Genomic DNA, 20,225 nt, shown 5'->3' with positions numbered 1-20,225 from the left:
CATGGAAGATAATTTCTTTGAAAGAGTTTATTGTATTGTTCGACAAATTCCCGAAGGCAAAGTAACATCTTATGGTGCTATTGCCAAAGCCTTGGGAACTGCACGTTCTGCACGAATGGTGGGTTGGGCAATGAATGCTTCACACAATATTGAAGATGTCCCGGCACACAGAGTAGTGAATAGAATTGGAATGCTGTCAGGAAAACACCATTTCGGCGGAACCAATTTAATGCAACAATTATTGGAAAACGAAGGTATAGTGGTAGTTGATAACCAAATTGTAGATTTTGAAAAACATTTTTGGCTACCAAAAATAATTGAGCTATAGCTGTTTTGGAAAAACTATAAAACAATAAACATTTTCAATTCTTTACCGATTGTTTCAATACATTTCGTATTATCTTTGCAATCTAAAATTAGTATAAATAAATACAACAAAATAACGGTAACCTATTAGCGGTTAGTGATAAACAATAAAGATGAAATTAGACAGAAAAGAAATTCTTTCAGCATTAGAAACAATTACGGTTGCAGGTGAAGGGAAAAATATGGTTGAAAGTGGTGCAGTTAAAAATGTATTAACTTTTGGCAATGAAGTGGTAGTGGAATTAGTAATTGCTACTCCAGCCATGCATATTAAAAAACGTGCTGAAGACGATATCAAAAAACTTATTCATGAAAAATTTTCACCTGATGTAGTGGTAAAAGTGAACATCAAAGTTGAAACTCCGGAGAAAGCAAATGAAATCAAAGGCAAAGCCATTCCAGGAATTAGTAATATTATTGCTGTGGCTTCTGGAAAAGGTGGCGTTGGTAAGTCAACTGTGACAGCAAACTTAGCGGTAACATTGGCAAAAATGGGTTTCAAAGTGGGTATTTTAGATGCAGATATTTATGGACCATCTATGCCAATTATGTTTGATGTAGAAAACGAAAAACCAATTTCTATAGAAGTTGACGGCAAGTCTAAAATGAAACCCGTTGAAAGTTATGAAATCAAAATTCTTTCCATCGGATTTTTTACAGCACCAAGTCAAGCAGTAATTTGGCGTGGACCAATGGCTTCCAAAGCTTTGAATCAAATGATTTTTGACGCTGCTTGGGGTGAATTAGATTTTATGTTAATCGATTTACCACCAGGAACAGGAGATATTCATTTGTCTATTATGCAATCCTTACCCATTACTGGAGCTGTTGTAGTAAGTACACCACAAGCTGTGGCTTTAGCAGATGCTAAAAAAGGAGTTTCGATGTTTTTGTCCGACGCTATCAATGTCCCTGTTTTAGGAATTATAGAAAACATGGCGTATTTCACTCCAGAAGAATTACCAAATAACAAATATTACATCTTTGGAAAAGAAGGCGCAAAAAATTTGGCTGACGATTTACAAGTTCCGTTTTTAGGCGAAGTTCCATTGGTGCAAAGCATTCGAGAAGCGGGAGATTATGGTCGTCCAGCAGCGTTGCAAACGGCTTCTGTAATTGAAAAAGTTTTTGAAGAAATTACAAGAAATGTAGTGGAAGAAACGGTAAAAAGAAATGCAACACTTGCGCCAACTGAAGCAATCAAAATTACAACTATGGCTGGATGTTCAGCCGTTAAAGGGAAATAATCATGACACACGAAGAATTGACCTTAAATATTGAAAAAGCACTAAACGAAATCAGACCATTTTTGAATTCTGATGGTGGTGATATTAGTTTGGTTTCCATTGAAGATGAAAAACATGTTAAAGTGCGTCTTCAAGGAGCTTGTACTTCATGCAGTTTGAGCATAAGTACTATGAAGGCAGGAGTTGAAACAACCATCAAGAAATACGCTCCACAAATAGAAACCGTAGAAAACATCGCCTAGTTTTACTGTTTGAGAACTTTTTTAAACTCTTAAACCTAAAATTTTAAACTTTTTTGAATGATTGAAACAGATATACTAATAATCGGTGCTGGACCAACTGGACTTTTTACTGTTTTTGAAGCTGGATTATTAAAATTAAAATGCCATATTATTGACGCTTTGCCTCAACCTGGAGGACAATTAGCTGAATTGTATCCCAAAAAACCTATTTATGATATTCCTGGTTATCCAGAAGTTTTAGCAGGCGATTTGGTGACCAATTTAATGGAGCAAATCAAACAATTTCAACCTGGTTTTACGCTCGCTGAAACTGCAGAAAAAATTGATAAATTGGATGATGGAACGTTTATAGTAACTACAAATAAAGGAACAAAACATCATGCGAAAGCCATAGCTATTGCTGGCGGTTTAGGAACATTTGAACCTAGAAAACCAGAAATAGAAAGAATTAGTTTTTATGAAGAAAAAGGAGTGGAGTATTTTGTAAAAGACCCAGAACTTTTTAGAGATAAAAAAATTGTCTTAGCTGGTGGTGGAGATTCGGCCTTGGACTGGAGTATTTTTTTAGCTGATGTAGCTTCGGAAGTTACTTTAATTCATAGAAGAAACGAATTTCGTGGCGCATTGGATTCTGTAGAAAAATTACAAGAATATAAAAAGTTAGGATTAGTAAATTTAGTTACACCTGCCGAAGTTATTTCGCTTCATGGTGAAGACCATTTGAATGCGATTACTATCAACAAAGACGGAGTTCAAGAAACAATCGAAACCGATTATTTTATTCCGCTTTTTGGATTAACACCTAAGTTAGGCGCTATTGCCAATTGGGGTTTAGAAATTGAAAAAAATGCTATCAAAGTAAACAATGCTTTAGATTATCAAACAAATATTCCTGGAATTTATGCTATTGGTGATGTGAATATTTACCCAGGAAAATTGAAACTAATTCTTTGTGGTTTCCATGAAGCTACTTTGATGTGTCAAAGTGTATATCAAAGACTGAATCCAGGTAAGAAATACGTTTTAAAATATACAACTGTTTCAGGTGTTGATGGTTTTGACGGAACACGAAAAGAGGCAGAGAAAGCGGTTGTTAAATCGATTGATTAATTTTTTTTATTTGGTTTATGCAAAATATAGAAAATAAACTATTTAATTCTGAAAACGATATACTGATAGGTAGACTTAATGCTGCCTGTAAACTTATTTATAAAAAATATAATTCTAATCAATATCAAAAAGTTGATAGAAGAGTATTTGAAAGTTATAAATTTGAATCGAAAAAATAAATGCCACAAGATATAACTCTAAAAATTACGGATCGCGAAGGTGTTACTCATGAAGTACAAGCGCCAACAGATATGAACATGAATATCATGGAAGTTGTCCGAATGTATGAACTTGCACCCGAAGGAACAATAGGAATTTGCGGTGGCATGGCCATGTGTGCTTCTTGTCAATGTTATGTTTTGAATGACGTTTCACTTCCGGAAAAAAACTCCGATGAAGAAGCGATGCTTTGGGAAGCTTTCAATGTAAAAGAAAACAGCCGATTGGGTTGTCAAATCAACATTACAGCAGACATCGACGGATTGGAAATCGAATTGGCTCCAGAATCTTAATCAGTTATTCCAAGTTTTTCTTTTGCTTTTGGCAAAATTCTTTCTACAAACTTTGTATAAGCAACAGTTGAAGGATGCAAACCATCATTGGCAACCAAATTTGTTTGAACCAATCCTAACCTTGTGATGTCTGTAATAGTGATGAATGTAATGTTGTTTGAAACACAAAAACTTTCAGCAAAAGCATTGTATGCATCTATTTGTGTTGAAATTGTAGCGTTTCCATTTCCAAAAGGCGTATAGGCATAATCGGGTATAGAAACCACAATTACATTTTCTTTTCTACCTTTTGCTTTTTGAGTTGCAATCGAAACTAATTCTGGAAATTCTTGTTCATATACAGTAAAAGGTTGGTTTTGATACTGATTATTTACTCCTATTAAAAGAGTGACCAAATCATAATCATTTGTTGGATTTTGACTGGCAATTGCCGTTTTCAAATTAGATGTTGTCCAACCAGTTTGTGCTATAATTTTAGTTTGAAAGGAATCCTCTTCATTAAGATATTTTGTAATACTGTCTTGCAATTGAACTGGGAATCGACAGGTTTCACAAACGCTTTGTCCTATAGTATAACTATCTCCAAGCGCTAAATATTTATAATTTCTTGGACTTGAATCTAAAGTATCGTTGTTATCATTACTACAGCTAATTAGAAGTAATATAGTTATAAGAGAAAATATTTTAAAAATACTTTTCATAGGGTTAAGCTAACTCTAGTTTAGCTTCTATTTTTTCTTTAATGGCATCCCAAAGGCCAATTCTTTTTTCCAACGCTAACTTCGAAACTTCTTCAACATCGCGCCATTTTTGGGAGTCGTTTTCACAAAGTTCAGTAATCATTTTCATGGCCATTGGTCCGTGTTCATCAGCATCCAATTCAATGTGTCTTTCGAAGTAATAAATTAGTTTTGATAAATCGGTTTCCGGAAAATTGGACTGAAAGTTTCTTAAGATTTCGGTGAACATATTTGGTATCAAATCTTCTCTTCCAAACGTGAAACAAGCCGCAATTTTATGTGTTTTTCCTTCTTCGATTACCCTAAAAGTGAAGTCTAGGAAATCCTTAATATTTGAATGTAAATTACTTTGTTTAATGGCAATAAAAACATTTTTGGTGTCAATTACATTTTGAAGAAAAGCATCAAGTTTAGCGGTTTTTGCACCACAACTTTCCATAGCTTCAACATACATTTCAAAATGGCTAAGTCTTTTTCCGTCCATTGTCAAATCACTTTCTTCTGCTAAAACAATTTCATTAATTAAATACCTAGTTTCAGGATTTGTTGAAGCAAACCATGGTGTTGTGGTACATGTCAATTTACTTTGTAAAGCTTTTAACAACGACATGAAATCCCAAACCGCATAAACATGATTTTCTAAAAAATGATGCAAATCGTCAATGGTTTTCACTTTTTCATATAGAGAATGTTGTAAAAGAGTATCTTTTTGCGGTTGAATTTTTTCGTTGATTGAAGAAATAGTCATGATTTCAGTTTAATTTGAGAGCTTTGTTATAGATGTTTTTACCACTATACAAACTTAAAAATGCTTCCCCAAATGGAGAAGCATTTTATATCAATTTTATTTATTGTTTAATGTTTTTATTTGAATGCTGGAATTCCTGTTATATCAGCACCAGTAATTAACAAGTGAATATCATGTGTTCCTTCATAGGTCAATACTGATTCTAAATTCATCATGTGTCTCATGATGGAATATTCACCAGTAATTCCCATTCCTCCGAGTATTTGACGTGCTTCGCGAGCAATTTCAACAGCCATCATTACGTTGTTGCGTTTAGCCATCGAAATTTGAGCAGTAGTAGCTTTGCCTTCGTTTCTCAAAACTCCCAATCTCCATGTCAATAATTGTGCTTTGGTGATTTCAGTAATCATTTCGGCCAATTTCTTTTGTTGTAATTGTGTTCCAGCAATTGGTTTGTCAAACTGAATTCTTTCTTTTGCATAACGCAAAGCGGTGTCGTAACAATCCATTGCAGCACCAATTGCACCCCAAGCAATGCCATAACGAGCAGAGTCTAAACACATCATTGGCGCACCAAGTCCAGATTTTCCTGGCAATAGATTTTCTTTTGGCACTTTAACATTATTGAAGACTAATTCTCCAGTTGCCGATGCACGAAGTGACCATTTATTGTGTGTTTCTGGTGTTGTAAAACCTTCCATGCCACGTTCCACAATCAATCCATGAATTCTTCCTTCTTCATTTTTTGCCCAAACAACAGCAATATCTGCAAATGGCGCATTTGAAATCCACATTTTGGCACCATTCAATAGATAATGGTCGCCCATATCTTTAAAATTCGTAGTCATGCCACTTGGATTTGAACCATGATCAGGTTCTGTTAATCCAAAACAACCCATGAATTCTCCTGTGGCTAATTTTGGTAAATATTTTAGACGCTGTTCTTCGGTTCCAAATTTCCAAATGGGATACATTACTAATGACGATTGAACCGATGAGGTAGAACGCACACCAGAATCGCCTCTTTCAATTTCTTGCATGATTAAACCATACGAAATTTGATCTAATCCTGCGCCACCATATTCTTCAGGAATATAAGGTCCAAAACCGCCAATTTCGCCCAAACCTTTTATGATTTGTTTCGGAAATTCTGCGCGTTGAGCGTAATCTTCTATAATAGGAGAGACTTCTTTTTTTACCCAAGCTCTTGCCGAGTCGCGAACGAGTTTGTGTTCCTCAGTTAATAAGTCATCTAGCAAATAATAGTCTGGCGATTGAAATAAATCTGGTTTCATAATGAATTTTTAAGTAACGAAATCGTTTGCAAATTTAGGTAAACTATAATAAGAAACAAGTGAACAAATGTTATTTATTACTTTCAATAGGTTTTTTGAAATCTTCGTTTTTGTTCAATAGAAATTCCGTTGTCTCGAGTAAATTTTGATTTTCTAAAATGGACTTTGATGTTGCGTCAACCTCGCAATAAGAAATGAATAAGTTGACTTCTTCAGCTTTAATTTTTAGTTCTTCAATGAAGAAAACGTTGTCAAAGTTTGAGTTGATATACTCTTTAAAGCCTATTTTAGGAGCGGTATTTGATGTTTTTTCTTCGTCTTTATTTTTAAGTAATTTTGAAATATCTTTTCCTATTCTAACAAAATCAACCCCATTTTCGATTTCACCTGTTTGAACATTTGGTACTTTTAAAGTGTTTTGTTGTTTGATTAATTTGGCTTGATCCATATCGGCTTGACTGACTTTTATTTTCATGCTTTCCGCTTTGACAACATTTACATCTTCAAGTTCAATAGGTTTTTTTTCTAACTTCACTATGAGATTTTTTTGGTCAAATTGTTGCTTAGTCAAGACTATTTTTTGGTCAATATATTCTTTCGAAATGATAAATAATTCATCACCAATTTTAGCCATAATACTAAAACTTCCATCACTTGCTGATTTGGTAATTTTTTTCGAATTAATATTGACAATATCAATAGCGGAAAGAGCCATTTCCTCTGAAACTATCTTGCCATGAACGAGTTTTGGCTTTTGTGAAAAACCAAGAGAACTGCAAAAGAAAAGTAATAAACAGAAAACAAGTTGTTTTATCATGACCTAAGGATTAATTAGAATACTTAAAGTTACAAAAATTTTAATCCTTTTATTGAAAAAAACTGTTAATTCTAATTTTCAGAAGACATGTAGGTTTTGATTTTACATTTTCAGATAAAAATCTTTAGTCAATTCAATATAATCATCGGTATATTCATGTCGGCTAATCTCGATAACCAATTCGTCAGCTTCTAAAACAGACAATTCATAACGTTTAAAAGCCAGTAAACTTCTAACAATAGGTGTGGTGTTTGACCCTTTTACACGAGTAACTTTCACTGGGAAAAGTTCCACTTCGGCACATAAATCAATAAATCGTTCTTCTTCTTTAAATGGAATAATTACTGAGAATATTCCATTTTCTGAAAGTAATAAATCCGTGGCTTCAATTAATTCTTCAAAAGGCATTGCTTCTTCGAAACGCGCTAAATCTCTTTGAGAATTATTTGTTTTGTAATCTTCGGAATAAAATGGCGGATTGGAAACAATTAAATCGTACACGTCTTCGGGTTCTTCAACAAATTCATCCAGTCCAGCATGAAAACAAAATAATCTGTCAGACCAAGGTGAATTTTCAAAGTTTTCCACACACTGTTCATAGGCATTTTCATCAATTTCAATCGCATCAATTTGTTCTGCGTTTGACCGTTGAGCAATCATCAAGGATAAAATTCCAGTTCCAGTACCAATATCCAAAACCGAAAATGGATTATTGTCAACTGGACACCAAGCGCCAAGCAAAACACTATCAGTACCAATTTTCATGGCACATTGGTCTTGTTTGACTGAGAATTGCTTGAATTGGAACAAATGATTTTTTATTGAAGATTAACGATTTTTGATTTCAGAATTTTCAAAACTGAACACTGAATACTTTTTTAAAGGTACATTTCAACAAGACCTTCTGGTAAATCCATGATAACTTTTTTGTTTTCACGATCAATTTTTACCAAAAATTTGTCAATCATTGGGACTAAAATTTCGACATTGCCGTTTAAAACTTCAAAAAGAGGTTGAGCAGAGGTGTCGTTTATGGATTGTATAATTCCAAAAACCCCCAGTCGTTTGTCTTCTATTTCAAATCCGATAACTTCATGAAAGTAGAATTTATTACCAGTGAGTTTTGGTAATAGTTGCAAAGGAAGGTAAATGGGACAACCTATTATTTTATCGGCTTCTTCTTCGTTGTCTACATCTTCAAAGTGAACCCGAAGAAAATCATTTTTGTGTAATGAACTAGTTAAAATAAAATATGGAACCAGATTATTGTTGAATTCAACAAATACTGATTCCATATTTTCATATAATTCGGGTTCGTCTGTGTCTAAATAAACTAAGACTTCACCTTTGAAACTAAATTTTTTAGCGATTTTGCCAAGATAGAAACATTCTTCTTTACGCATTATCGCAATAAATTAAGCTTCTGTTTCTTCGCTAGTTTCTTCAGCAGCAGGAGTTTCTTCTGGAGCTACTTCAGCAACAGTCTCTTCAAGAGCAACCTCTGGAGTTTCCTCAACGGCAACTTCAGCAACTACTTCTGGAGTTTCTTCAGCAGCAACTTCAGGAGTTTCCTCAACAGCAACTTCTTCCTCTACTTTTGCAGCTTCAACAGCAGCAGCTGCACGTTTGTCATTAGCTTCTTTTTCAGCTTTCAATGCTTTCGCTTTTGCAACTTCTTGTGCTTTTGATAAACCTTCTTTCTTAGTGTCAACTTTTCCAGCTTTTTCTTCTAACCATTTCGCTAATTTTGCATCAGCTTGTTCTTGTGTTAAAGCACCTTTGCGAACGCCACCATCAAGGTGATGTTTCAACAAAGCACCTTTGTAAGAAAGAATTGCTTTAGCAGTATCTGTTGGTTGTGCACCATTGTGTAACCATTGAACCGCTTGGTCTAGGTTTAAATCAATAGTAGCAGGATTGGTGTTTGGATTGTAAGTCCCTAATTTTTCAAGGTATTTACCATCTCTTTTTGAACGAGCATCAGCTGCTACGATCCAGTAAAAAGGTTTTTGTTTTTTACCGTGTCTTTGTAATCTAATTTTTACTGACATAATCTTTTTGATTAATTTGAGGTACTCGACCTCGGTTATTTAAGGGCGCAAAGATAGTTTTTTTTCGGAAACAAACTAATTGAATTTTATATTTTTATTCGTAACCTATTGTTTATTCAAATTTTAAGGATTTTTTTTTAATTTAATTAGCATTTTTATATTAAAAAGTTATTTTTGTACTGTAATAAATTCATAAAATGAAAAGATTTTTGCCCCTTCTTTTAGTTGTTCTTGCAATTTCGTCTTGTCAAGAGGATGTTAAATTCAATACTCCAGGATTTCAAGGTTTGAAAGACGATGTTTTTTGGAGAGCTAATGATACTAGAGCTTATGTTTCTTCCACGGGACAACTCAGAGTTGAAGCTTTGACAGAATACGAACAAATTACACTAAGTACTTCAAGCACTAACTTGGGAACTTATGTTTTAGGTACCACTAATTTAAATAATGCTGCGACGTATTCTTCCAATTTCAATGAAGTAGAACTAGAATATGCTACAGTAGCTGTTCCTGGACCAGTTTCTAGCATAAGTTTAGTTTCAGGCGGAACGGGTTACAGCAGTGGAACTTCAGTGGCTACAACTGGTGGAGCAGGTAGTGGATTAACGGTTAATATCGTAGCTAATGCGTCAGGAGTTGTTACATCTGTAAACATTTCTTCTCGTGGGAATGCATACATGGCAGGAGATTTAATCACAGTAGCTGGTGGCAATTTGAATTGTAGATTTAGAATTGTAAATGTTCAAAATAGTAACGGCGAAATACAAATTACGGAATACGACAATGTGAATATGACCGTTTCTGGAAAGTTCAAGTTCAATGCAGCTAATGCAAATAACAGTCCTTTTGGTGGTCCTCTTTTGAATTTTCAATACGGAGAATTCTATAAAATTCCTATATACCCATCGATGTAACTTTTGCTTTACTAATAAATACAAACCATCTTCGGATGGTTTTTTTGTTAATTTAATAATAAAGTCCAAATTAATAGCAGTTTACATTTTAATTGAACTACCTTTGTATTTGAATTTTAAAAATAAAATATGAACATTTTTGTTGGGAGTCTTCCGTTTAGTATAGACGAAGCAGATTTAAGAGAATCCTTCGGGGTTTATGGTACGGTTAATTCCGTAAAAGTTATTACTGATAAATTTACTGGAAGAAGTAAAGGATTCGGTTTTGTGGAAATGGAAAATGACACAGAAGCTGAAAAAGCAATTCAAGAATTAAATGGTGCAACTGTTGATGGTCGTACTATTGTAGTTAACAAATCAGAACCAAAACCGGAAGGTGAAAGAAGAACTTTCAACAACAACCGTTCAGGCGGTTCAGGTGGTGGTTATAACGGTGGTGGAAATTCACGTGGTGGCGGAAGCTACAGCGGTGGAAACAGCGGTGGTGGAAATAGAGGAAGATACTAGTTACATTCTAATATAGATATTTTAAAAGTCAACTCAAACGAGTTGACTTTTTTGTTTTTTTGTTGATAACTAAAATTGATTACTACACTTTGAAAATGTATTTTTGAGGAGTTAGAATTTCTTCAATTTTCCTTCCATGTATTTAATTTTTGATACCGAAACTACCGGATTACCAAAGCGTTGGGGCGCACCTATTTCAGATACTGACAATTGGCCAAGATGTATTCAAATTGCCTGGCAGTTGCACGATGACATGGGAAATCTTCTTGAACATCAAGATTATTTGGTGAAACCAAAAGGTTTCAATATCCCTTATGATGCCGAAAGAATTCATGGAATTTCTACAGAATTAGCAGAAGAAAAAGGAATAGATTTACAAGAGATTTTAGAAAAATTTAATCTCGCTTTATCCAAAGCGAAATTCATTGTTGGACAAAATGTAGGTTTTGATATCAACATTATGGGATGTGAATTTTACCGAATGGGAATTCAATCACCAATGTCACAAATGCCAGTTTTGGATACTTGTACAGAAGTTACTGCTTCACTTTTAAAATTGCCTGGTGGTCGTGGTGGCAAATATAAATTACCCACTTTAACGGAGTTACATAATTATCTTTTTAATGTTCCATTTGATGAAGCACACAATGCCACTGCCGATGTGGAAGCAACTACACGTTGTTTTCTTGAACTTATTAGAAGAGAAATTTTCACCAAAGAAGAACTCGAAGTTTCTCCTGATTATTTTAGAGAATTTACAGAAAATAATCCTAGTGAAATTTCACTTGTTGGGCTAAAACACATTAATCTCAAACAAGCTTCTGATGAAATCCGGAAACAATTTCAAAACAAAGAAAAAATTGTTGAGACTAGTAATTTTGACAAAATTGTTCACCACAATTTAGCTGAAGTTGACTTTGTGCATTTGCACAATCACACACAGTTTTCGGTTTTACAATCGACTATTAGTGTGGCCGATTTGGTTAAAGCAGCAGTGCAAAATAAAATGCCAGCAGTTGCTATGACTGATCATGCCAATTTGATGGGCGCTTTCCATTTCGTTCGCGATATTTTATATCATAACAAAACGGCTGAAACAAAAAATAAGCAAGCTATTGAGAACGGTGAAATACCTACAGAGACTATTGTAAAACCAATAGTAGGATGTGAATTTTATGTTTGTGATGATTTAAATGACAAGAAGCGAAAAGACAATGGTTACCAAATTGTTTTCTTAGCCAAAACTAAAAAAGGGTATCATAATTTGGCAAAACTTTCTTCTATTGCTTACACAGAAGGATTTTACTATGTGCCCAGAATTGATAGAAACGTTATCCAACAGTACAAGGAAGATATTATAGTTTTATCAGGAAATCTTTATGGAGAAATTCCAAACAAAGTATTAAATCTTGGTGAAAACCAAGCCGAAGAAGCTCTTATTTGGTGGAAACAAGAATTTGGCGAAGATTTTTACATCGAATTAATGCGTCACAATCAGGAAGATGAAAACCGGGTGAATACTACTTTAATTGATTTAGCGAAAAAACATCAAGTGAAAATGGTTGCTACCAACAATGTTTTCTATATCAATAAAGAAGATGCTAATGCTCACGATATCCTCTTATGTGTAAAAGATGGTGAAAAACAATCCACACCAATAGGCAGAGGCAGAGGTTATCGATATGGATTTGCCAATCAAGAATACTATTTCAAATCGGGTGACGAGATGAAACAACTATTTTACGATTTGCCCGAAGCCATTTCCAACACTCAAGAAGTGGTAAATAAAATTGAAATTTACGATTTGTCACGAGAAGTATTGTTGCCTAAATTTGATATACCTTCTGAATTTTTTGTTCAAGAAGATGAAAAAGATAAAGGCAAACGAGGTGAAAATGGGTATTTAAAGCACCTAACCTATGAAGGAGCAAAAAGGAGATATACTACAATCACACCTGAAATTCAAGAACGGATAGATTTTGAATTATTAACGATTGAAAATTCAGGGTATCCAGGCTACTTCTTAATTGTACAGGACTTTATTGCAGAAGCACGGAAAATGGGTGTTTCTGTTGGTCCAGGTCGTGGTTCTGCTGCGGGTTCAGTAGTGGCGTATTGTCTCGGAATAACTAATATTGATCCACTTTTGTACAATTTACTTTTTGAACGTTTTCTGAATCCAGATAGGGTTTCACTTCCCGATATTGACATCGATTTTGATGACGAAGGGAGAAGCAAAGTAATGGATTATGTAATAAAAAAATATGGTTCCAAACAAGTAGCTCAAATCATTACTTACGGAACAATGGCAACCAAATCGAGTATTCGTGACACGGCAAGAGTTATGGATTTGCCACTTTTTGAAGCTGACAAAGTTGCTAAATTAATCCCTGGCTTAATGCCATCAAAATGGAATTTATCAAGACTTTTATCAGAGGATGAAGCCTTAATTAAAAAAACACTGCGACCAGAAGATTTCGAAAGAGTTAAAGAATTGATCTCGCTTTCAAAAGAAAACACCTTGTGCTCAGAGACAATAAATCAAGCAAAATTTCTGGAAGGAAATTTAAGAAACACCGGAATTCATGCTTGTGGTGTTATCATTACACCTAGTGATATTACTAATTTTGTTCCAGTAGCAACTGCTAAGGATTCTGAATTATATGTTACCCAATTTGATAACTCGGTAGTAGAAAGTGCTGGATTATTGAAGATGGATTTCTTGGGTTTGAAAACGTTAACGTTAATAAAAGACACGGTTAAACTCGTGAAATATAGAACAGGAAAAGAACTTAATCCTGATGAATTTCCAATTGATGATGTCAAGACCTATGAACTTTTTCAAAGAGGTGAAACGGTTGGAATTTTTCAATATGAAAGTCCTGGAATGCAAAAGTATATGAAGGAATTAAAGCCAACTGTTTTTGGGGATTTAATTGCCATGAATGCATTATATCGTCCTGGTCCAATTGCTTATATCCCTAGTTTTATTAAAAGGAAAAATGGCGAAGAACCCATAACATATGATATTGAAGCTTGTGAAGAACTGTTAAAAGAAACCTATGGGATTACAGTTTATCAAGAACAAGTAATGCTTTTATCCCAAAAATTAGCTGATTTTTCAAAAGGAGATGCCGATGTTTTGCGTAAAGCAATGGGGAAAAAACAGAAAGATGTTTTGGATAAAATGAAACCAAAATTCATTTCACAAGCAGAAGCTAAAGGACATACTGCCGATAAATTAGAAAAAATTTGGAAAGATTGGGAAGCCTTTGCTGAATATGCATTTAACAAATCGCACTCCACCTGTTATGCTTGGATTGCTTATCAAACGGCCTATTTAAAAGCCAATTATCCTGCGGAATATATGGCGGCAGTTTTGTCTAATAACATGAACGATATCAAGCAAGTTTCCTTCTTTATGGAAGAATGTAAACGAATGGGTTTGACTGTTCTTGGACCAGATGTGAACGAGTCGTTTTATAAATTTACGGTTAATGATAATTATGCAGTTCGTTTCGGAATGGGCGCTGTAAAAGGAGTTGGAGCAAATGCAGTTGATACCATTGTTCAAAACAGGAAAGACGCAACATACAAATCAATATTTGATTTAGCCAAAAAAATTGACCTTCGTGCGGCCAACAAAAAAGCATTTGAAAGTATAGCTTATGCAGGCGGATTTGATTGTTTTCTAAATACGCATCGAGCTCAATATTTTCATGTAGAAGGAGAAGGAATAACGTTTTTGGAGAAAGCCATTCGTTATGGATCCAAATTCCAGGAGAATGAAAACTCATCTCAAGTAAGTTTATTTGGTGAAAGTAGTGATGTTCAAATCGCTGAACCTATTGTGCCACCTTGCGAAGAATGGAGTACGATGGAAAAATTAGCCAAAGAGAAAGAAGTTGTCGGAATTTACATTTCAGGACATCCACTAGATGATTATAAATTTGAAATGAAATACTTCTGTAATAGTAAATTGGAGAATTTAAAAAATTTAGGTAATTATATTGGAAAGAACTTAACTTTTGCAGGAATTATATCCAATGTGCAATATAGAACTGGAAAATCAGGGAAAGATTGGGCGAGTTTTACGCTTGAGGGTTATGATGAGAGTCATGATTTTAGGATATTCAACGAAGAATATTTAAAATTTCGTCATTTCTTGGTTAATAACCAATTTATCTTTTTTAAAGTCCTTGTAAAAGATGGTTGGATTAACAGAGATACGGGAAATAAATCTGAACCACAAATTTCTTTTCAAGACGCAAAATTATTAGCCGATGTCTTGCCACAGTTTGCAAAAAAATTGAACATACAATTAGACATTAAAGATTTACACCAAAATTTCATCCAACAATTAAATGAGATTTTCACTGCCAACAAAGGAGATAATACCGTTACTTTTGAAGTAATAGAAGTTGAAAAAGTTAAAAAAGCACTAGAAATTGTGCCCAAAATAATAGTTGATGAAGAAGTAAATTTTGAAACAGAAAGTGAAGTAGCACTTGAAATGGAAATTTCTACCGAAGAGGAAGAAAATCAATTGATAACAAGGATTTCTATGCCAAGCAGAAAATTAAAAATTAAAATTTCCAATGAATTATTAACAGAATTAGAGAAAAGAAACATTAAATTCAGCTTGAATTAAGTATCAATTCTGATAATGAATTGATAGTCAAAACTGATTTTTTAAATGGAATAACCAAAATAAAATGTCTAATTTTGTCAACAAATAATTAAGTAATTTAAAAATAAAAAAATATGGCTTTAGCAATTACCGATGCTACTTTTGACGAAGTAGTTTTAAAATCAGATAAACCAGTAGTAGTAGATTTTTGGGCAGCTTGGTGTGGTCCGTGTAGAATGGTTGGTCCAGTTATCGACGAAGTAGCAACAGAATATGACGGGAAAGCTGTTGTTGGAAAAGTTGATGTAGATGCAAACCAAGAATTTGCTGCAAAATATGGTGTTCGTAACATTCCAACAGTATTGATTTTCCAAAATGGAGAAGTGGTTGGTCGTCAAGTAGGTGTTGCTCCAAAAAAGACTTACACTGATGCAATTGATGCATTATTGTAATCTTTAAATAAACTTCATTAAAAGGTTTGGCGAAAGTCAAACCTTTTTTTTTAATCTGAATATATTTCAGATTCTTTCAATATATTTGGAGTATGAACATCGAATCACAAATAGAAAAAATATCGAGTTTTCAACACCTTGAATTGCTTGCCAATCAAGTAGTGGAAGGTTTTATCTCTGGGATGCATAAAAGTCCGTTTCATGGATTTTCGGCTGAATTTGCCGAACATAAAACGTATAATGTTGGCGAAAGCACCAAGCATATAGATTGGAAATTATATGCCAAAACAGATAGATTGTACACTAAAAAATATGAAGAAGAAACCAACCTACGTTGTCATTTAATTATCGATAATTCTTCCTCTATGCATTATCCTAAGTTAAAAAAAGACGAACCTTTTTATCATAATAAAATTGGATTTTCGGTTTTAGCTTCTGCTGTATTGATGAATTTATTAAAAAAACAGCGCGATGCCGTTGGCTTGAGCGTGTATTCTGACACTTATGAATATTATGCTCCAGAAAAAGGAAGCGATCGTCATCATCGAATGATTTTGAACAAATTGGAAAATCTATTAGAAAAACCCAAAGAAACTAAAAGCACAGATACCGTTACTTTTTTGCACCAAATAGCAGAGAAAATTCACCGTCGTTCCATGATTGTTTTGTTTACAGATATGTTTCAAACCTCCAATAGCGAAGCTCTTTTTAATGCATTGCAACACCTAAAACACAATAAACATAAAGTAGTTGTTTTTCATGTTATCGATAAAAAAACCGAAATCAATTTCAATTTTGATAATTCGCCGCGAAAATTTATTGATTTAGAAACCGGTGACGAGATTAATATTTTTGCCGATACCATTAAAGAAGCCTATGAGGAAAAAGTAAACGATTATTTCAAATCGCTTGCGATGACTTGTGCACAAAATAAAATTAAGTACGTTCCTGTGGCTGTTGAAGAAAGTTTTGAAAAGATTTTGACTACATATTTAGTTGAAAAACAAATGTTTGGTTAAAACATAAAAATTAGCATTGATTTTTTTTATAAAAAAAGTTGCAAAAATCAAAAACGGTTGTATATTTGCAACCGCAATTAAGCGAGGGTTTGGTAGTTCAGTTGGTTAGAATACATGCCTGTCACGCATGGGGTCGCGGGTTCGAGTCCCGTCCAGACCGCTAAAATTGGGAAAAGGTTTTCAGAGATGAAAACCTTTTTTGCCCAAAATAAGTATCTAAGATTAGTTGTGTTGTTTCGCTACGACTTTGTAACTCGTAGCACGGTTTAGTAGTTAGACCAATGAAAAGCTTTCTCGTTTTACAACGAGATGGCTTTTTTGCTTTATACACTTTTGTTTTTTGTAATCTCTTGAAAATTTGTATATTGCTTTACTTTTAGTAGAAAAAATCAACCAAACAAATTATCACAATGAAACAACTATTACTTTTAGTCACTCTAGCTTTTATTATTTTACCAAATATTTCTTATTCTCAATCCACATGTGGCGGTACATTTACCGATCCTGGAGGACCAAATGCTAATTATTCTAACAATGCTAATGTTACAACGACTATATGTCCATCAAATGCTGGAGAAGTAGTTACTGTCACTTTTGCCTCATTTGCTTTAGAAACTAATTTAGATTTATTGAAGGTGTATAATGGGTCAAGTTCAACTGCACCATTAATAGCAACCTTAACAGGAACTGTAATACCACAAGCAATTACTTCTACTGATGTAACAGGTTGTTTAACTTTTGTGTTTACTTCAGATTCAACTGTTACTGATTCGGGATGGAATTCTAACGTAAGTTGTGGTCCATTTGTAAATCCTAATTGTACTCCTCCAACTTCATTATTAGTGACAGATATTACACTTAATTCTGCAACTTTATCTTGGAATCAAACAACACAATCATCTATTTACATAGTACCTGCTGGATTTCCAGCGCCAACAAATATAACTAGTGGAACACCTGCTTCAAGTTCATATGAAATTACAGGTTTGAACTGTGGAACTCAATATGATGTTTATATTAGAAATGAATGTAGTTTAGCTAGTTCCAGTAATTGGGTTCAAACTACTTTTGCAACTACATACTGTGCACCACAACCAGGACAGCCAATAAGTTTATCACAGTGTTCAGATATCGGTCAAGCCTGTTTTGATTTAACACAAAATAATATATATATATTAGCGAATTTAAATCCTACAGATTATACGATTTCGTATCATGAAACTCAAACGGATGCCAATATTGGAACAAATGCGTTGCCGTCAACTTATTGTAATCTTGCTAATCCGCAAGTTATTTATGCTCGATTGGTCAATAATATTAACCAAGAGTTTCAGATTTTCCCTTTTGAAATAATTGCAGAAACTGTTTCAAATTCTATTGCACAGCTTGCCAATATGGAAGAATGTGATGTTGACGGGAATGGTGTAATCACTTTTAATTTCACAACGAATGCAGCTCAAATCAACACGAACAATACACTAACGTATTATTCTAGTTTAGTTGATGCTCAGAATGAGACAAATCCTTCCTTTACGCCTTCAAGTGTTGTAGTTAATGTTCAACCAAATCCAGTTCTGTTTTACATCAGAGAAACGGTACCGAACGATTGTGATAATATTTATAGTTTTCAGGTTAGAGCGTATGCAAACTGTAATATTGCCTCGACTTGTTCGGGAGCAAATTCGTTGTGTAATTCTCTTGGAGTTCCTTTTCAAAATACTATCAATGCTGGCTCAACAGGACAAGCGGGTTGTTTGGGGACAACTCCTAATCAAACTTGGTTTTATTTGCCTATAAGTGGTGCAGGAAATATAAATTTACAAATAACACAAACGTCTGTAAATGCCGGACTTTCTGATGTAGATTATGTAGTATATGGTCCATTTTCTTCCTTATCGAACGCCTGTAGTCAAGTATCACCTAACACTATTGTTAGTTGTAGTTATTCTGCTGCTGCAGTTGAATATCCTGTAATTCCCAATACGCAACCTGGACAATATTATTTATTGATGGTTACTAATTTTAGTAATCAATCAGGTTTGATTACAATTACAGAACTTTCAAATTCTATTGGCGCTATTGATTGTTCGGGTTTACGATTGAATGCTTTTTTAGACACAAATAACAATGGGACAAAAGAAGCTGGAGAACCAAACTTTCCTTTAGGTCAATTTACTTATGAAGTGAATAATAATGGTAATGTTCATAACATTATTTCGCCTACTGGAGTTTATAATATATATGATACCAATGCTTCTAATTCTTATGATTTAAGCTATGTTATTGATGCAAATTATGCTACTTCTTATGGTATTACTACTTCATCATATAGTAACGTACAAGTAGTTATTGGTGCGGGTATGCAAATATACAATTTCCCGATTACCGTTACTCAACCATACAACGATTTGGCAGTGTATATTGTTCCTGTTAATGCTCCAAGACCAGCATTTACCTATCAAAATAAAATTATATATACCAATTTTGGTAATCAAACAATAGCTTCGGGAACGGTGACTTTTACTAAAGATGCCGCGGTAACTATTACTGCCAACTCTCAAATAGGAACAACAACAACGGCCAACGGATTTACGTATAATTTCACCAATTTATTGCCTTTTGAAACTAGAGAGATGATTGTGACCATGCAAGTGCCAAATATGCCAACTGTTGCACTCGGAAATTTATTGACTAATAGCGCTTCAATAGAACCAATATCGGGTGATGTTGTACCGGTAAACAATACTTCATCTTGTTCTCAAATTATAATTGGTTCTTATGATCCAAATGATAAAATGGAGTCGCATGGCGAAAAGATATTGCATTCTTCTTTTACTTCAAATGATTATTTGTATTATACCATTCGTTTCGAAAATACAGGCACAGCCAGCGCTATCAATGTAAGAATTAATGATGTTTTAGATTCAAAATTGGATCCGAATTCAGTGAGAATGGTGAGTTCTAGTCATGCCTATGTGATGGACAGAGTGGATAATACTATTAATTGGAAATTTGATAATATACAATTACCGCCTTCTGTTACAGAAACTTCTATTGGGAAAGGATATGTCATGTTTAGAGTGAAACCAAAAACGGGTTACGCTGTGGGTGATATTATCCCAAATACCTCATCAATTTATTTTGATTTTAATCCAGCAATTATAACAAATACTTTCAATACTGAGTTTGTTCAACAGCTAGGTATAAATGATTTTGAAAATGGTGATTTTGTTTTTTATCCAAATCCTGTATCTGATAATATCACTATTTCGGTGAAAAATAATGGTTTGATTACCACTATTGCGGTTTATGATGTTCTTGGAAAACTGATAGTTTCTGAAAAATCAACGGGTGCTTTATCAACTCAAATGTTGGATTTGTCCTCGGTTTCAAAAGGAGTTTATCTTCTTGAGGTTATTTCGGATAGCAATTTGAAAGTGGTTAAGAAATTTGTAAAAAAATAAATTTTTAGAATTTACAATGGTAAAGCTTTCATCCTGAAACTTCGGGAATGGGAGCTTTTCTTTTTTGATTAAAGAACAGATGTAGTAAATATAATTTCTTATTTTTGAAAA

Annotated in this window: 18 protein-coding genes and 1 tRNA gene; 12 read left to right on the top strand and 7 right to left on the bottom strand. The window is 33.9% G+C overall.

Annotated features, from left to right (window positions below; all coding sequences use genetic code 11):
- Nucleotide 1 precedes the first annotated feature (1 nt).
- From ACSVH2_RS00820 to ACSVH2_RS00800, 5 genes are all read left to right on the top strand, one after another.
- Nucleotides 2-328 carry an MGMT family protein gene (locus ACSVH2_RS00820; RefSeq protein ID WP_438091261.1) on the top strand — a complete coding sequence of 109 codons (327 nt, stop codon included), beginning with the start codon at nucleotides 2-4 and terminating at the stop codon, nucleotides 326-328.
- 151 nt (nucleotides 329-479) lie between these two features.
- Nucleotides 480-1,613 (top strand): P-loop NTPase, encoded by a 1,134-nt coding sequence (locus tag ACSVH2_RS00815; RefSeq protein WP_438091260.1) that lies wholly within the window; start codon nucleotides 480-482, stop codon nucleotides 1,611-1,613.
- Nucleotides 1,614-1,615: 2 nt separating this feature from the next.
- Entirely contained in the window at nucleotides 1,616-1,855 is a 240-nt protein-coding gene (locus tag ACSVH2_RS00810) for a NifU family protein (protein ID WP_438091259.1), read from the top strand.
- 57 nt (nucleotides 1,856-1,912) lie between these two features.
- Nucleotides 1,913-2,965 (top strand): NAD(P)/FAD-dependent oxidoreductase, encoded by a 1,053-nt coding sequence (locus ACSVH2_RS00805; protein WP_438091258.1) that lies wholly within the window; start codon nucleotides 1,913-1,915, stop codon nucleotides 2,963-2,965.
- Nucleotides 2,966-3,144: 179 nt separating this feature from the next.
- Nucleotides 3,145-3,477, top strand: a complete 333-nt coding sequence (locus tag ACSVH2_RS00800) for a ferredoxin (RefSeq protein ID WP_438091257.1) — start codon at nucleotides 3,145-3,147, stop codon at nucleotides 3,475-3,477.
- On the opposite strand, the gene ACSVH2_RS00795 is transcribed toward ACSVH2_RS00800, so the two are convergent.
- From ACSVH2_RS00795 to ACSVH2_RS00765, 7 genes are all read right to left on the bottom strand, one after another.
- Nucleotides 3,474-4,178 carry a GDSL-type esterase/lipase family protein gene (locus tag ACSVH2_RS00795; RefSeq protein ID WP_438091256.1) on the bottom strand — a complete coding sequence of 235 codons (705 nt, stop codon included), beginning with the start codon at nucleotides 4,176-4,178 and terminating at the stop codon, nucleotides 3,474-3,476. The two genes, ACSVH2_RS00800 and ACSVH2_RS00795, sit on opposite strands and share 4 nt — an antisense overlap.
- 4 nt (nucleotides 4,179-4,182) lie before the next feature.
- On the bottom strand, nucleotides 4,183-4,965 hold the full coding sequence (locus ACSVH2_RS00790; RefSeq protein ID WP_438091255.1) for a DUF3050 domain-containing protein: 783 nt from the start codon (nucleotides 4,963-4,965) through the stop codon (nucleotides 4,183-4,185).
- A gap of 116 nt (nucleotides 4,966-5,081) precedes the next feature.
- Nucleotides 5,082-6,260 carry an acyl-CoA dehydrogenase family protein gene (locus ACSVH2_RS00785; protein ID WP_438091254.1) on the bottom strand — a complete coding sequence of 393 codons (1,179 nt, stop codon included), beginning with the start codon at nucleotides 6,258-6,260 and terminating at the stop codon, nucleotides 5,082-5,084.
- A 70-nt stretch (nucleotides 6,261-6,330) separates the two neighbouring features.
- Nucleotides 6,331-7,077 carry a hypothetical protein gene (locus ACSVH2_RS00780; RefSeq protein ID WP_438091253.1) on the bottom strand — a complete coding sequence of 249 codons (747 nt, stop codon included), beginning with the start codon at nucleotides 7,075-7,077 and terminating at the stop codon, nucleotides 6,331-6,333.
- Between the two features lie 102 nt (nucleotides 7,078-7,179).
- Nucleotides 7,180-7,842 (bottom strand): tRNA1(Val) (adenine(37)-N6)-methyltransferase, encoded by a 663-nt coding sequence (locus ACSVH2_RS00775; protein WP_438091252.1) that lies wholly within the window; start codon nucleotides 7,840-7,842, stop codon nucleotides 7,180-7,182.
- Between the two features lie 113 nt (nucleotides 7,843-7,955).
- A complete protein-coding gene (gene rimM / locus ACSVH2_RS00770) occupies nucleotides 7,956-8,480 on the bottom strand; it encodes a ribosome maturation factor RimM (RefSeq protein ID WP_438091251.1) in 525 nt (174 codons plus the stop codon).
- Nucleotides 8,481-8,492: 12 nt separating this feature from the next.
- On the bottom strand, nucleotides 8,493-9,128 hold the full coding sequence (locus ACSVH2_RS00765) for a 30S ribosomal protein S16 (RefSeq protein ID WP_438091250.1): 636 nt from the start codon (nucleotides 9,126-9,128) through the stop codon (nucleotides 8,493-8,495).
- A gap of 197 nt (nucleotides 9,129-9,325) precedes the next feature.
- Here ACSVH2_RS00765 and ACSVH2_RS00760 point away from each other — a divergent pair, with 197 nt between their 5' ends.
- From ACSVH2_RS00760 to ACSVH2_RS00730, 7 genes are all read left to right on the top strand, one after another.
- Nucleotides 9,326-10,042 carry a DUF6252 family protein gene (locus ACSVH2_RS00760; RefSeq protein ID WP_438091249.1) on the top strand — a complete coding sequence of 239 codons (717 nt, stop codon included), beginning with the start codon at nucleotides 9,326-9,328 and terminating at the stop codon, nucleotides 10,040-10,042.
- Nucleotides 10,043-10,171: 129 nt separating this feature from the next.
- Entirely contained in the window at nucleotides 10,172-10,549 is a 378-nt protein-coding gene (locus tag ACSVH2_RS00755) for an RNA recognition motif domain-containing protein (RefSeq protein ID WP_438091248.1), read from the top strand.
- Nucleotides 10,550-10,685: 136 nt separating this feature from the next.
- Nucleotides 10,686-15,200, top strand: coding sequence for a DNA polymerase III subunit alpha (gene dnaE / locus ACSVH2_RS00750; protein ID WP_438091247.1), 4,515 nt, complete (start codon nucleotides 10,686-10,688; stop codon nucleotides 15,198-15,200).
- 113 nt (nucleotides 15,201-15,313) lie between these two features.
- A complete protein-coding gene (trxA, locus tag ACSVH2_RS00745) occupies nucleotides 15,314-15,631 on the top strand; it encodes a thioredoxin (protein ID WP_236457661.1) in 318 nt (105 codons plus the stop codon).
- 92 nt (nucleotides 15,632-15,723) lie between these two features.
- A complete protein-coding gene (locus ACSVH2_RS00740; RefSeq protein WP_438091246.1) occupies nucleotides 15,724-16,650 on the top strand; it encodes a DUF58 domain-containing protein in 927 nt (308 codons plus the stop codon).
- Nucleotides 16,651-16,736: 86 nt separating this feature from the next.
- Nucleotides 16,737-16,810 (top strand) — tRNA-Asp (locus ACSVH2_RS00735).
- Nucleotides 16,811-17,060: 250 nt separating this feature from the next.
- Nucleotides 17,061-20,114: a DUF7619 domain-containing protein gene (locus ACSVH2_RS00730; protein ID WP_438091245.1), complete on the top strand. Its 3,054-nt coding sequence runs from the start codon at nucleotides 17,061-17,063 to the stop codon at nucleotides 20,112-20,114.
- The last annotated feature ends 111 nt before the right edge of the window (nucleotides 20,115-20,225 follow it).

The sequence above is a fragment of the Flavobacterium sp. RSB2_4_14 genome (assembly GCF_051547085.1).
Lineage (GTDB): Bacteria > Bacteroidota > Bacteroidia > Flavobacteriales > Flavobacteriaceae > Flavobacterium.
Note: the sequence above shows the minus strand (reverse complement) of the source record. Positions and strands in the feature narration are given on the sequence as shown.

Coding starts and splice junctions, on each gene's coding strand:
- ACSVH2_RS00780 (WP_438091253.1), bottom strand. CDS start 7,077: ATGATAAAACAACTTGTTTTCTGTTTATTACTTTTCTTTTGCAGTTCT.
- ACSVH2_RS00760 (WP_438091249.1), top strand. CDS start 9,326: ATGAAAAGATTTTTGCCCCTTCTTTTAGTTGTTCTTGCAATTTCGTCT.
- ACSVH2_RS00810 (WP_438091259.1), top strand. CDS start 1,616: ATGACACACGAAGAATTGACCTTAAATATTGAAAAAGCACTAAACGAA.
- ACSVH2_RS00805 (WP_438091258.1), top strand. CDS start 1,913: ATGATTGAAACAGATATACTAATAATCGGTGCTGGACCAACTGGACTT.
- trxA (WP_236457661.1), top strand. CDS start 15,314: ATGGCTTTAGCAATTACCGATGCTACTTTTGACGAAGTAGTTTTAAAA.
- ACSVH2_RS00790 (WP_438091255.1), bottom strand. CDS start 4,965: ATGACTATTTCTTCAATCAACGAAAAAATTCAACCGCAAAAAGATACT.
- rimM (WP_438091251.1), bottom strand. CDS start 8,480: ATGCGTAAAGAAGAATGTTTCTATCTTGGCAAAATCGCTAAAAAATTT.
- ACSVH2_RS00795 (WP_438091256.1), bottom strand. CDS start 4,178: ATGAAAAGTATTTTTAAAATATTTTCTCTTATAACTATATTACTTCTA.
- ACSVH2_RS00775 (WP_438091252.1), bottom strand. CDS start 7,842: ATGAAAATTGGTACTGATAGTGTTTTGCTTGGCGCTTGGTGTCCAGTT.
- ACSVH2_RS00800 (WP_438091257.1), top strand. CDS start 3,145: ATGCCACAAGATATAACTCTAAAAATTACGGATCGCGAAGGTGTTACT.
- ACSVH2_RS00815 (WP_438091260.1), top strand. CDS start 480: ATGAAATTAGACAGAAAAGAAATTCTTTCAGCATTAGAAACAATTACG.
- ACSVH2_RS00755 (WP_438091248.1), top strand. CDS start 10,172: ATGAACATTTTTGTTGGGAGTCTTCCGTTTAGTATAGACGAAGCAGAT.
- ACSVH2_RS00730 (WP_438091245.1), top strand. CDS start 17,061: ATGAAACAACTATTACTTTTAGTCACTCTAGCTTTTATTATTTTACCA.
- ACSVH2_RS00740 (WP_438091246.1), top strand. CDS start 15,724: ATGAACATCGAATCACAAATAGAAAAAATATCGAGTTTTCAACACCTT.
- ACSVH2_RS00820 (WP_438091261.1), top strand. CDS start 2: ATGGAAGATAATTTCTTTGAAAGAGTTTATTGTATTGTTCGACAAATT.
- ACSVH2_RS00765 (WP_438091250.1), bottom strand. CDS start 9,128: ATGTCAGTAAAAATTAGATTACAAAGACACGGTAAAAAACAAAAACCT.
- ACSVH2_RS00785 (WP_438091254.1), bottom strand. CDS start 6,260: ATGAAACCAGATTTATTTCAATCGCCAGACTATTATTTGCTAGATGAC.
- dnaE (WP_438091247.1), top strand. CDS start 10,686: ATGTATTTAATTTTTGATACCGAAACTACCGGATTACCAAAGCGTTGG.